Below are 13,190 nucleotides of genomic sequence, written 5' to 3' on the forward strand. Positions count from 1 at the left end.
GGTATCGGGACCGGGCCGTGACGGGCCGGTCAGTCCATTCGGTAGTTCGGGGCTTCCTTGGTGATCGCCACGTCGTGCACATGGCTCTCGCGCATGCCGGCGGCGGTCACGCGCACGAAGTGCGGCTTGCTGCGCATCTCCTCGATGTCGTGCGCGCCGACATAGCCCATGGACGAGCGCAGCCCGCCCATCAACTGGTAGATGATCGCGACAATCGAGCCCTTGTACGGCACCCGGCCCTCGATGCCCTCGGGCACGAACTTGTCGGCCGAGCTGTTCGGGTCCTGGAAATAGCGGTCCGAGGAGCCCTGCTGCATCGCACCCAGCGAACCCATACCGCGGTAGATCTTGTAGGAGCGGCCCTGATAGAGCTCGACCTCGCCCGGGGCCTCCTCGGTCCCGGCGAACATCGAACCCAGCATCACGCAGTTGGCGCCGGCGGCGATGGCCTTGGCCAGGTCGCCAGAGAAGCGCACGCCGCCATCGGCGATCATCGGCACACCGGTACCCTTCAGCGCCTCGGCCACATCCGAGATCGCGGTGATCTGCGGCACGCCCACGCCGGCCACGATACGGGTAGTGCAGATCGAGCCCGGGCCGATCCCGACCTTCACGCCATCGGCCCCGGCCGCGACCAGATCCTTCGCGGCGGCGGCGGTGGCGATGTTGCCGCCGACCACCTGCACGTCCGGATAGTGCTTTTTCACCCAGGCCACGCGATCCAGCACGCCCTGCGAGTGACCATGCGCGGTATCCACCACCAGTACGTCCACCCCGGCCTCGACCAGCGCGGCCACGCGCTCGTCGGTACCGGCACCCACGCCGACCGCCGCGCCCACGCGCAGGCGACCGCGATCGTCCTTGCAGGCGTGCGGGTGTTCGGTGGACTTCTGAATATCCTTGACGGTGATCATCCCGCGCAGCTGGAAGTCGTCGTTGACCACCAGCACCTTCTCGATGCGGTGCTTGTGCAGCAGCTCCAGCACGTGACCGCGGTCCGCGCCCTCGGGCACGGTGACCAGCCGCTCGCGGGGGGTCATGATCTCGGTGACCGGGGCCTCCATGCGAGTCTCGAAGCGCAGGTCGCGGGAGGTCACGATGCCAACCAGGTCATTGCCGTTCACCACCGGCACGCCGGAGATGTGATTGGCCTGGGTCAGCTCCACGACCTCGCCGATCGTCGCGGTCGGGCCGATGGTGATCGGCTCGCTGATTACCCCGCTTTCGTGCTTCTTGACCTGCTGGACCTCGGCGGCCTGGGCCTCGACTGACATGTTCTTGTGCACGATCCCGAGCCCGCCTTCCTGCGCCATGGCAATCGCCAGACGCGCCTCGGTCACCGTATCCATCGCGGCGGAGACGACCGGCGCGCTCAGCTGGATTTCGCGGGTGATGTTCGTGGTCAGATCAACATCGCGGGGGACGACATTCGAATGCCCCGGGATCAGCAGCACGTCATCGAAGGTCAGGGCTTCACCGAGTATCCGCATGCATCGCTCCAGGACAGTCCAGCGGGGGAAAGAACCGATATCTTTCCCGGAATGATAAATAGCCGTTCAGTATAAATTTTCCGGCCACCTCCCGACAAGCAGACCGGGCGAACGCCGTACATGTCGCCCGGCAGACGCGAAATCGGCACCCTGCTACGATGACCGTCCTCGTTTCAAGCCACCGAGCCCCTTCATGCCCTGCCTGAGCCGCCGCCGACTGCTTGCCCTGATGCTCGCACCCGGGCTGCTGACGGTTGCCGCGGCACCGACGGCCAGCGCCAGCTGGTGGCCCTTCAACCCCGACGTGCTGCGCGCGCTGACCCGCCGCCCGGACGCCTCCGACCTCACGACGGCCGAGATCATCGAGGCAGTACACGAGGCCCTGATCATCGCCTCCCATTCGGCCACCGAGACCCTGTCCCAGCGCAACGGCTTCTTCGGCAACCCGGACGTGCGCGTCCCGCTGCCGGAGGTACTCGCGACCGCCCGTCGGTCGCTGGATCGCATCGGCATGGCCACGCCGCTGAACCAGCTTGAGGAGCGGATGAACCGGGCCGCCGAGGCCGCTATACGCGAAGCCCGCGAGCCACTGGTTCGGGCCGTGTTCGCGCTCGACCTGGACAACGCCCGCGAAATCCTGGTCGGCGACGACGACGCCGCCACCCGGCATCTCGAACACCACGCACGCGCCGAAATCACCGAGACGATGCGCCCGGCCATCCAGCAGAGCCTGGAGCAGGTGGAGGCCCTGGACACCTACGGTGAGCTGAAGGAGCGCATGCGCGACATCCCCTTCCTCGCGCGCGTGCGCTTCGACCCGGTCGAGCACGTCCTGGAGCATGCGATGGAAGGCCTGTTCTTCATGCTGGCGGAGGAAGAGGCCCGCCTGCGCGCCAACCCGCAGGGACGCGGCACCGATGTCCTGCACCGCGTGTTCCGGCGACAATAGCCCTTCGCCACGCACATCCCGAACACCACGTCCGTGAATCCCGAACCATGAGCGACGCCCCCGTACTGACCGTCACCGAACTCAACCAGTGTGCCGACGGCCTGCTGCGCGACGGCCTGGGCCGGGTACGCGTGGAGGGAGAGGTCTCCAACCTGCGCCAGTACGCCTCCGGCCACCAGTACTTCTCGCTCAAAGACGCGAACAGCTCGGTCAGCTGTGTGCTCTTTCGCGGCAATGCCCGCAACGCTGCCCGCTTCGCCGATGGCGACGCGGTGCAGATCCAGGGCCGTGCCGGGATCTACGCGGCACGCGGCCAGTTCCAGATCATCGTCGAGCAGCTGCAGCCGGCCGGCGAGGGCCAGCTCCTGGCAGCCTTCCAGCGCCTGAAGGAAAAGCTCGCCGCCGAGGGCCTGTTCGACCTCGAGCGGAAGAAGCCCCTCCCCACCTGGACCCATCGCCTCGGCGTGATCACCTCCACCCAGGGCGATGTGCGGCACGATATCGAACGCACCCTGGCGCGGCGTTTCCCTCTGCTGTTGCCCTTTACCCTCTACCCCACCGCGGTACAGGGCGCGCAGGCCGCCAGCCAGATCGTCGCGGCCCTGGAGCAGGCCGCCCGCGAGGGCATCGTGGACGTGATGATCCTGGCGCGCGGCGGCGGTTCGCTGGAGGATCTGCAGGCGTTCAACGAGGAAAGCGTGGCCCGCGCCATCGCCGCGTCGCCAATCCCGGTCGTGACGGGTGTCGGGCACGAGACCGATACCACCATTGCGGACTTCGTCGCCGACCTGCGCGCCTCCACCCCGACCGCGGCGGCCGAGGCAGTCAGCCCGGATGGCGCCACCCTGCGCCACCGGATCGAACGGGCGCGCGACCGGATGACTACACTTGCAGGCCAGCGCGTTGCCCAGCACCGGCAGACGCTGAACGCCCTGTGGACCCGACTCGAACGGCGCCACCCGCGCCAGCTGATGGAACGCAACGCGCAGCGCCTGGACGACCAGCACGAGCGCCTGCAACGCGCCTGGCAGCGCCGGCACGAGCAGGCCGGCCAGCGCCTGCAGCATCTACGCCTGCGCCTGGCCGGGGCCTCCCCCGGCAACCGCATCGCCTCCGCGCGGATGCGCCTCGACCATCTGCACCAGCGTCTCGCGCGCGCCGCCCCGGCACACGACATCCGCACACACCGCGAGCGCCTGGCACGCCTGCACCGGGATCTCGAATACCAGATGCGTCAGGCCCTGACGATCCGCCAGCAGCGGCTGCAGGCCACCCGGCGCCAGCTGAGCGCCCTCGGCCCCCAGGCGGTCCTGGAACGCGGCTATGCGATCCTGCAAACGAAAGAAGGACAGGTCCTGCGCGACGCCGCAAGAACCGAGATCGGCGCGCCGCTGCAGGCCCGCCTGGCGCGCGGCGCACTCGAGCTGAAGGTGACGGCGACGAAATCGCCCGAGGGAGACTGAAGGGCGCTTCAGCCCGCCTGCTCAAGCGCGGCCTGCAGGCGCGCACGCACCCGTTCACGCCCTAGATACTCGAAGATGCGCGGCAGCTCGGGCCCATGCGTCTGGCCGGACAGCGCCGCACGCAGCGGCATGAACAGCTTGCGCCCCTTCGCACCCGTCGCCGCGCCGACAGCCTTTGCCAGGGCCGGGAAATCCTCGGCCTCTTCCAGGGCGTCCAGGGCGGCGCGGTAGAAATCCGCGCCCGCCTGCTGCAGCTCGGCGGCGGCCGCCTCGCTCAGTGGGGCCGGATCGGCGGCGAAGGCCTCCACCCAGATACGGGCGTCCTCGGCGCGGGTGATGTTGTCACGCAACAGCCCCGCCAGTGCCGGGCGCTGGTCCTCTGACAGCTGCCCGAACACATCGAAGTCATCGAGATAGGCCAGCAGATCGGCATCGGACAGCTGGCGCAGGGCCTCGGTCTGCCAGTGTTCCAACTGCTGCGCATCGTGGCGCGCAGCGCTGTGACCAATGCGCTCCGGGCTGAACCCGGCCGCGAGTTCCTGCGCACTCAGTAACTCGTCCGACTCGTAGCGATGCCCGAGGCGTGCCAGGTGATTAAGGATCGCGAGCGGCAGGTAACCCGTAGTGCGCAACTCCTCGACACTGGCCGACCCATTGCGCTTGGACAACGGCGCACCGTCGTGCCCCATCACCAGCGGCAGGTGATGGTAGGCCGGCGCCGCCAGCCCCAGCGCCTCCAGCAACAGCATCTGGCGTGGGGTGTTGGCGATATGGTCCTCGCCGCGCACCACATCGGTCACGCCCATCAGGGCGTCGTCGATCGCATTGGAGAAGAAGAAGGCGGGCGTGCCGTCGGAGCGGCGGATCACGAAATCGCCGATCTCGTCGGTCCGAAAGCTCACCGGCCCGCGTACCCCGTCCTCGAAACGGACCGTCCGACCCAGCGGCACACGAAAGCGCAGGGTCGGCTTCTGCCCCTCGGCCGCGCGCCGCTCGGCCTCCTCCGCGCTCAGGTGGGAGCAGGTCCCCGGATAGCGCGGCGGCTTGCCCTGGGCGCGCATGCGCTTGCGTCCCCGCTCCAGCTCGGCGGGCGAGCAGAAGCAGTGGTAGGCCTGACCGGCATCAATCAACTGCTGGTAATAGCCATCGAAGATCCCGCCGCGCTCGGACTGGGCATACGGTCCGGCATCGCCACCGGCGTCAACGCCCTCGTCCCAGTCCAGCTTCAGCCAGCGCAGGTCGCGCATCAGCGCGACCACGAACTCCGGGCGCGAGCGCTCGGCGTCGGTGTCCTCGATCCGCAGCAGAAAATGCCCGCCGCGCGAGCGGGCGAACAGCGCGCTGAACAACGCGGTGCGCACGTTGCCGAGGTGGAGAAGCCCGGTGGGACTGGGCGCGAAACGAGTCTTGGTCGGCGGTGTCGTCATCGCGCGCATGGTAGCGGAGCACCCCGCGGGCCACCAGCCGGGCCTGCCGTGGCCCTAGGGCGACGCTGATTGAATCGCGCGTCCGCGCTCGAGTCGCTTTTGCGTGCGAACAAGGCGCGGTGACTGCCGTGCAGTCATTCTGCACAAGGGAACCGCAACGCCGTTCCCGCGCAAAAGCGGCCGAGCCCCTGCACTAAATGTCTTGTGGGGTTGGTGCCCCCTGCTCCTCGATCCTGCGTTGCGCCCCGAATCCATCAAAAACGGGCGGGTAGAACCACTACCCGCTGCACGACGCGCCTTGTCTCGGAAAACAGGGGGCACCAACGCGGACGTGCGATTCAATCAGCGTCTCCCTAGTAGCGTTGCTGGCAGGCACCCCGCCTGCCGGGTACCATGGCCGCCCGACACTCATCCGGAGGGCCAGTCCCGTGCAGCGATCCCGTTTCCGGCTCGGCATTGTGCTGGCCACCGCCCTTCTTGCCCTACTGCTTTCAGGAGCCCCCATGGCCGATACCAATCCGCAGGTCGCGATCGAAACCAACCATGGCCGCATCGTGCTGGAACTCAATGCCGAGGCCGCCCCGGAGACGGTCGCCAACTTCATGTCCTACGTGGATGACGGCTTCTACGACGGCACGATCTTTCACCGCGTGATCCCGGGCTTCATGGTCCAGGGCGGCGGCTTCGACAAGAACATGAGCCAGAAGTCCGCTGGCGAGCCCATCCGCAACGAGGCGGACAACGGTCTGAAGAACGAGGTGGGTGCGATCTCCATGGCCCGCACCCAGGATCCGCACTCGGCCACCGCGCAGTTCTTCATCAACGTGAACGACAACGACTTCCTCAACCACACGGCCCCGAATGCGCAGGGCTGGGGTTATGCGGTCTTCGGCAAGGTGACCGAGGGCATGGACGTCGTGCGCCAGATCGAGTCCGTACCCACCGGCCGTTCCGGCATGCACCAGGATGTGCCGCAGGAGCCGGTCGTGATGGAAAGCGTGAAGCGCGTCGAGGACTGAGCCACCCCGTGGCTTCCAGCGCGCCGGCCCTGGTCATTTCCGACCTGCACCTGGATCGCGAGCCCGGCCCCCTGCTGGAGGCCACACTCGCCTTCCTGAAGGGACCGGCGCGCAGCGCCTCGGCGCTGTACATCCTCGGCGACCTGTTCGAATACTGGGTCGGCGATGACGCCGGATTCCCGGCCGCCGAACAGCTCGCCGAGGCCCTGCAGACACTCGAGATCCCGGTGGCCTTCATCCATGGCAACCGGGATTTTCTCGTGGGCCCGGACTATGCCGCCCGCGCCGGGATGCAGCTGGCGCCCGAGCCGCTGCACGCGGCCCTGCCCTGCGGGCCCGCCGTGCTGCTGCATGGCGATTCCCTGTGCACCGACGACACCGAACACATGGCCTTTCGCCAGCAGGTACGCGGCGGCGAATGGCAGCGGGCCTTCCTGGCCCAGCCGCTGGAGGAACGCATCCGGCAGGCGGAGTCCATGCGCGCCACCAGTCGTGACAACAGCCGGATGAAGGCCGACGCGATCATGGATGTGAATGCCGACGCCGTAGCGGATACCTTCCGCGACGCCGATGTCCCGCTGATGATCCATGGCCATACCCACCGGCCCGCGATCCACGACCTGACGGTCGACGGCCAGCCACGGCAGCGCTGCGTGCTCCCGGCCTGGGACGAGCACCCGGGCTACCTGGAGGTCGCGGCGACCGGCCCCGTCCTGCGCGAACTGGACGGCTCGCCCTACCCCGCGCACTTGCTGCACGCCTGAACCACGCGCTTCGCGCCGTTGTACGGCTGGGCCTGGTCGTCGTCGGTGTTTATGGTGGGTTCGTCGGACCACCTACCTTGTTGTGGCTGGCCCTGGTTCGGCATCCGGTGTTTACGTGCCTTCGGCCGGCCGCCTGCCTGCGCTGTTTCGCCAGCGCGCCGCGAGGTACTTTCTTGCTTGCCCAAGAAAGTACCCAAAGAAGGGCACCCGGATTCCGCCCGGGGACCTTGCTCCAGGGTCCTCGGGCCGGCGGCGCTGAAACTCGCTGCGCCTTTGGCTTCGCTCAGACAGTCAGCGCCTCTTTTCCGTCCCGAGGACCCTGGAGCAAGGGGCTTCATACGGGGGGAGAAGGTCAAAACAGAAGTTATCCCCGCGCCTGCAGCCAACTCCAACGCCGTAGGGTGCGGTTGAGCACAGCGAAACGCACCGTTCCGACGTCGGGGCAACCCTGATGCGATTCGCTGCGCTCATCGGCATCCTACTCCCCCCGGCGCCCGCTGGCGGGCGCGGCACGCTATGGCCGAAGGCCGCGCGTGCCGAAGATGTCCGAAGACCTAGCCTCCATCCGTAAGCACAATCGTTGGGACAGCCGTTGTCTTGACCTTCACCCCCGTTGTCGTCGCGCCGAGTGGAGAGGGTTTTCGCGGGAAGAGAGGCGCTGACTGTCTGAGCGAAGCCGGAGGCGCAGCGAGTTTCAGCGCCGCCCGCGAAAACCCTCGGAGCGAGGGAAACCCCGGCCCGCATAGCGGGCCGGGGTCGCGGCAGTCGGGCGTGTTTCTTGGGTACTTCTTTGCACGAGCAAAGAAGCCCGTTTTTGATCAACAACGGGCGCGGCGCGCTGGCGAGACAGCGCATGGCAGTATGCGAGCCGAAACCACCGTAAACACCGGATGCCGAACCAGGACCAGCCTCATCAAGGCAGGCGGTCGGGGCTATGGCGACGGCTCGGCGGTGGCCTGGGCCTCCAGTTGCGCCATCTCGGAGTCGGTGAAGCCGGCGGCGCGGCGGGCCTCGTGGGCAAAGGGCGGGCGTACGCGGCCCGGCATGTACTCGGCCAACAGCTCGAGGAACAGCGGCTCGGGATCAAGCCCGCGTACGTGCGCCAGCTCGCGAAACCAGCGCGAGCCGATCGCCACGTGGGCGACCTCCTCGCGCTGGATGATCTCGAGAAGCGCCACGGTTGCGTGATCGCCCGCGGCCATCAGGCGCTCGATCATGCCGGGGGTGACGTCCAGCCCGCGCGCCTCCAGCACGCGCGGCACCAGGGCCATGCGGATCATCACATCCTGGTCGGTCGCGAGTGCCGCCTCCCACAGCCCGTTGTGGGCCGGCAGGTCGCCGTAGTCCGCCCCCAGCTCGTGGAGCCGCGCACGCAACAGCCGGAAATGACGTGCCTCCTCGGCCGCCACCTGCAGCCAGTCGCTAACAAAGGGTGCCGGCATGTCGCGAAAGCGATAGACGGCATCCAGTGCCAGGTTGATCGCGTTGAACTCGATATGCGCGACCGCGTGCACCAGCGCCACCCGCCCGGCCGTGCTGTGCAGCCCGCGCCGCGGCAACTCGCGCGGATGCACGAGCACCGGACGCTCGGGGCGGCCGGGCACCTCCAGGCGCCGCGGGGGTGGCGCCGTGGCTGGCGCCGTCGCTCCGGACCACCAGGCGTCCATCAGCCCCAGCACGCGCTCGCACTTGCCCTCCGGATCGGATTCCAGCAGGGCGGCCTCGGCCGCCCGGTAGAGGTTTGCCTCCGGTCGCGGTGTCGCGTTCATGGATCTCCCTGTACGTGCAGGCGTGCCATCAGGCACGCACGCGGACGTTCACCATCATGTCGTTGTCCTCGTGCTCCAGGTTGTGGCAGTGGAACACGTAGAGCTGGTCGCCATCGTAGTCGTGTGTAAAGTCGATGGCGATGCGCACGGTCTCGCCCGGCCACAGCAGGACCGTGTCCTTCCAGCCGAGATCCGCGACCGTCAGCCCGTCGTCGTTGACCGCCTGTTCGCGCACGAAATCGGGGCCGCCGGAGCGCGACAGGACCTGGAACGAGAAGCCATGGATGTGCATCGGATGCGGCATGCTGTGGTCCGCATTGCGGATGACCCACACCTCCTTCGTGTTGGCATCCACCTCGATCGGCACGCGGTCCGGGTCATAGACCTCGCCATTGATGCGCCATTGCATCGGGGCCATGTCCAGGCGGATGTCCCGTTCCCTGGCATCCGTGACGTCGATGGGTTCGATCCGTGACAGGCGCTCGGGCACCCGGGCGGTCACGGCCTCGCCCTCGCGGACCACGAATTCGAGCAGCGCGAGCGGGTCGCCGTCGTGCATCGCGCCGCCCATCATCCGGCCCATGCCACCGCCACCCATGCCTCGTCCCATACTACCGCGGCCCATCATGCCGCCGCCGGCCATCGGGTCGAATTCGAGGCTGTGCAGTTCCACCCGGTCGCCCCCGGCAAAGGCCGCGAAGTCGACCAGCACCTCCAGACGCTCGCCCGGTGACAGGAAGGCCTCGTTCACCTCCCGGGGCGACTCCAGCAGACCCGCGTCCGTGCCGATGACCTGGAACGGGACCGTGTCGCCATCGGACCGCAGGGCGAGGCGATAGATCCGGGCGGTGGATCCGTTCAGCAAGCGCAGGCGATGGATGCGACGCTCGACCTCGTGGCTGGCGGAAGGCGTCATGTTCACCAGCACCTCGTCCCCGAGATAGCCCATCATCCCCTGCATCGGATTCGGCTGGTACACCAGATGCCCGAGCCGGTCGAAGCGCTTGTCCTGCAGCACCAGCGGAAGATCGGTGCTGCCCAGCTGCAGGTCCAGCGCCTCGTTCAGGGCATCGTTGTCGTCGTCCCCGACCAGCAGGAAGCTGGCCAGCCCCTGGTGGGCCTGACGCGCAGTCCGGTGGTGGGCATGGGTGTGATACCAGTAGGTACCGCCGCGGTTGGTCACCTTGAAGCGGTATTCGTACTGGTCACCGGGGTCGACCGTATGGATCGGGTGCCCGTCCTCCCGTCCCGGCACATGCAGGCCGTGCCAGTGGATGATCGTGCCCTCGTCGAGCTGGTTGTCCAGGGTCACGTCCAGTTCGTCGCCCGTGCGCAGCAGCAGGATCGGATTCTGATAATCGGCCCCGTTCACCTGCGTGCGATACCACAGGAATGGCGTCTCGCTACGGCCCGGCACCGGCAACCACCCCTGTTCGGCCACCAGAGTGAACGGCGCATCGGGCGCGAGCACCGCAAACGGCCCGTCACTCCCGGGCAGGAACAGCGTGTTGTCGAAACGCGGGGCGGAGACCGCATGGTTGAACAGGGTCCAGCCGCCAAACGTGGTGACCACGGGCAGCGCCGCGGCCAGCCCGAGAAACTGACGTCGTTTCATTATAGTTCTCCTTGTGATTTGGGCATGGTGCGGCGCAGCAGGATGGAGTTGCCGATGACCGAGAGCGAGCTGGCGGTCATCGCGATCACGCCGATCATCGGGTGCAGCAGGCCGGCCGCGGCGATCGGGATCGCCGCGGAGTTGTAGCCCCAGGCCCAGAACAGGTTCTGCACGATCTTGCGGAAGGTCAGGCGCGAGAGTCGGACGGCCTCGACGACCTTGGTCAGCTCGCCGCGCACCAGGGTGACGTCCGCGGCCTCGATGGCGACGTCCGCGCCGGCCCCAATCGCGATGCCCACGTTCGCCTGCTGCAGCGCCGGGGCATCGTTGATGCCGTCGCCCACCATCGCCACGTGGTCGCCGTACTCCGCCTGCAGTTCGCGGATCGCCTCGACCTTGCCCTCCGGCAGCACGCCGGCGCGGACCTCGTCGATCCCGACCTGCGCGGCCACAGCGTTGGCGGTGCGCTCGTTGTCGCCGGTGACCATCACGCAGCGGATGCCGAGGGCATGCAGCTGTTCGATGGCGCTCTGCGACTCTTCCTTGAGCGTGTCGGCGACCGCGACAATGCCGGCCGGTCGATCTCCAATGGCCACCAGCATCGCGGTCTTGCCGGCATCCTCGAGCCGCCGCAGCGATTCCAGCAGGCCGGACGGATCCAGGCCCTGCTCCTCCAGCAGCCGCTGGCTACCGACCAGGACGCGTTCCCCGTCGAGGCGGGCCTCCACCCCGCGCGCGGTGTGCGACTGGAACTGTTCGACCTCGGCGATCGCCAGTTCCTGGTCGCGCGCACCCTGCACGATGGCCTCGGCCAGCGGGTGCGCGGAGCCGGCCTCCACGGCCGCGGCCGCACCGAGCACGCGAGCGTCATCGAAGCCCTCGGCCGCGATCACGTCGGTCAGTGCCGGCTGCCCGCGGGTGATGGTCCCGGTCTTGTCGAGCACGATCACGCGGATGTCCTTCAGCGTCTGGATCGCGGAGCCCGAGCGGATCAGCACTCCGCGCTCGGCGCCCATACCGGAGCCCACCATCAGGGCGGTGGGTGTGGCCAGCCCCAGCGCGCAGGGACAGGCAATGACCAGCACGGCAATGGCCGCGAGGATGGCCAGCACGATCGGCGGCCGTTCCGAGTCCACCCAGGGCAGGAAGCCCTCGCCCCAGATCAGGATCGGCTGCAGCGCCCCGGAGAACGCCAACCAGGCCGCAAACGCGGCCAGCGCAATGACCAGCACCGCCGGCACGAAGCGCGCGGTGATGCGGTCCGCCAGCTCCTGCACCGGCACCCGCGAACCCTGGGCCTCGTTCACCAGGCGGATCACCTGCGACAGGAAGGTGTCGGCCCCCACGCGGGTCGCGCGCACCTTCAGCCGCCCCTGCTGGTTCAGGGTCGCGCCGAGCACGCTATCGCCCTCGCCCTTGTCTACCGGTACCGACTCGCCGGTGGCGATGGATTCGTCCACCGTGCTCTCGCCGGCGACCACCTCGCCATCGGTGGGGATCTTCTCGCCCGGGCGCACGATCATCAGCTCGCCCACCTGCAGCGATTTCACCGGCACCTCGACCTCTTCGCCATCGCGTTCGACCCGGGCGGTCTTCGCGCCCAGATCCAGCAGCTTGCGGATCGCGGAGGAGGCCTCGCCCTTGGCGCGGTACTCCAGATACCGCCCGAGCATGTGGAAGGCCATGATGGTCGCGGCCATCTCGATGAACGAGGTCATCGGATAGAAGAAGCCGATCAGCCCCAGCAGGTAGGGTGGCAGCGAGCCCATGGAGATCAGCACGTCCATGTTCAGGCTGCCGCTTTTCAGCGCGCGCCAGGACGAACGGTGGGTGGCCGCACCGCCCGCCATGAACACCACCGGGAAGGCCAACACGGCAATGATCAGCAGATAGCCGGGGATCTCCTGCCAGAACATGTGCGGCATCATCAGCACCATGATCGCGATGGTCGGGATCATCGCGATCCACAGCCGGCGCCAGGCCTGCTTCAGATAGGCGGCGTCAATCTCGGCGTCGTCCGCCTCGCTGCCGGCCTCCTCGGTCTCCACCGCCGCCACGTCATAGCCGGCCCCCTCGACCGCGGCGCGCAGGGCCTTGGCATCGGGGCCGCCGGGACCGGGCTCTACGGTCACACGGTGATCGCCGATGTTGGTGCGCACCGCCTGGATGCCGTCCAGCTTCTCGATCGCACCGCGCACGATCCCCGCGCAGTGATCCGACCCCATGCCGGGCACCACCAGGCGCACCGCACCGGCACCGCCCGCCGCGCCCTCGACCTGGGCAACGTCGTAGCCGGCCCCCTCCACGGCGGCCCGCAACCCCTGCGGGTCCACCTGCTCGGGGTCGTATCCCACGGTCACCCGGTGGCGGGCGATATTGGTCCCCACCGAGGCTACACCCGGGGTCTTCTCCAGCGCCGCGCGGACAATCCCCGCGCAGTGGTCCGACCCCATGCCGGGGACGATCACCACCGCCTCGCGGGCGTCCGCTGGCTTCGTTTCCGTCGTCATCGCGCGACTCCTCAGCGATTACTGAACAGATACTTGATCAGGGCCGCGATCCCGAGGATCAGTAGCGCCAGAATCAGTAGACCAATCCAGCCATGGCCGAAGCCGAGGCCCGTCATCCAGCCAAAACCTTGTTCATGCATCATGGTGTAGTCCTCCCAGGGAACTAGTGACAACCGCAATGCGC

General features: G+C 68.0%; 10 protein-coding genes. 4 read left to right on the forward strand and 6 right to left on the reverse strand.

Features of this window, described 5'->3' with window-relative positions; translation table 11 throughout:
* Positions 1–29: 29 nt before the first annotated feature.
* Entirely contained in the window at positions 30–1,490 is a 1,461-nt protein-coding gene (gene guaB / locus F791_RS0108135; RefSeq protein WP_019592437.1) for an IMP dehydrogenase, read from the reverse strand.
* Positions 1,491–1,683: 193 nt separating this feature from the next.
* On the opposite strand from guaB, the gene F791_RS0108140 reads away from it, so the two are divergent.
* Both F791_RS0108140 and xseA read left to right on the forward strand, forming a co-directional pair.
* On the forward strand, positions 1,684–2,439 hold the full coding sequence (locus F791_RS0108140; RefSeq protein WP_018138427.1) for a DUF4197 domain-containing protein: 756 nt from the start codon (positions 1,684–1,686) through the stop codon (positions 2,437–2,439).
* A 47-nt stretch (positions 2,440–2,486) separates the two neighbouring features.
* On the forward strand, positions 2,487–3,902 hold the full coding sequence (gene xseA, locus F791_RS0108145) for an exodeoxyribonuclease VII large subunit (protein WP_018994070.1): 1,416 nt from the start codon (positions 2,487–2,489) through the stop codon (positions 3,900–3,902).
* 8 nt (positions 3,903–3,910) lie between these two features.
* On the opposite strand, the gene gltX is transcribed toward xseA, so the two are convergent.
* Positions 3,911–5,338, reverse strand: coding sequence for a glutamate--tRNA ligase (gene gltX / locus F791_RS0108150; RefSeq protein WP_019592438.1), 1,428 nt, complete (start codon positions 5,336–5,338; stop codon positions 3,911–3,913).
* A gap of 494 nt (positions 5,339–5,832) precedes the next feature.
* On the opposite strand from gltX, the gene F791_RS0108155 reads away from it, so the two are divergent.
* Together F791_RS0108155 and F791_RS0108160 are read left to right on the forward strand one after the other, a co-directional pair.
* Positions 5,833–6,348 carry a peptidylprolyl isomerase gene (locus F791_RS0108155; protein WP_018137548.1) on the forward strand — a complete coding sequence of 172 codons (516 nt, stop codon included), beginning with the start codon at positions 5,833–5,835 and terminating at the stop codon, positions 6,346–6,348.
* An 8-nt stretch (positions 6,349–6,356) separates the two neighbouring features.
* Positions 6,357–7,112: a UDP-2,3-diacylglucosamine diphosphatase gene (locus F791_RS0108160; protein WP_019592439.1), complete on the forward strand. Its 756-nt coding sequence runs from the start codon at positions 6,357–6,359 to the stop codon at positions 7,110–7,112.
* Between the two features lie 932 nt (positions 7,113–8,044).
* On the opposite strand, the gene F791_RS0108165 is transcribed toward F791_RS0108160, so the two are convergent.
* From F791_RS0108165 to F791_RS13865, 4 genes are read right to left on the reverse strand one after another with little or no spacing between them, the layout of a single operon-like run.
* A complete protein-coding gene (locus tag F791_RS0108165) occupies positions 8,045–8,881 on the reverse strand; it encodes a ferritin-like domain-containing protein (protein ID WP_019592440.1) in 837 nt (278 codons plus the stop codon).
* A gap of 28 nt (positions 8,882–8,909) precedes the next feature.
* Positions 8,910–10,496, reverse strand: coding sequence for a multicopper oxidase family protein (locus F791_RS0108170; RefSeq protein ID WP_019592441.1), 1,587 nt, complete (start codon positions 10,494–10,496; stop codon positions 8,910–8,912).
* Positions 10,496–13,006: a heavy metal translocating P-type ATPase gene (locus F791_RS0108175; protein WP_019592442.1), complete on the reverse strand. Its 2,511-nt coding sequence runs from the start codon at positions 13,004–13,006 to the stop codon at positions 10,496–10,498. Before F791_RS0108175 ends, F791_RS0108170 begins: the two co-directional genes overlap by 1 nt.
* 11 nt (positions 13,007–13,017) lie before the next feature.
* The gene (locus tag F791_RS13865; RefSeq protein ID WP_018138107.1) at positions 13,018–13,149 is read right to left on the reverse strand and encodes a hypothetical protein; all 132 of its coding nucleotides are present in this window, start codon (positions 13,147–13,149) and stop codon (positions 13,018–13,020) included.
* Positions 13,150–13,190: the final 41 nt, after the last annotated feature.

It is taken from the genome of Thioalkalivibrio sp. ALRh, assembly GCF_000381425.1.
In the GTDB taxonomy this organism is placed as follows: Bacteria; Pseudomonadota; Gammaproteobacteria; order Ectothiorhodospirales; family Ectothiorhodospiraceae; genus Thioalkalivibrio.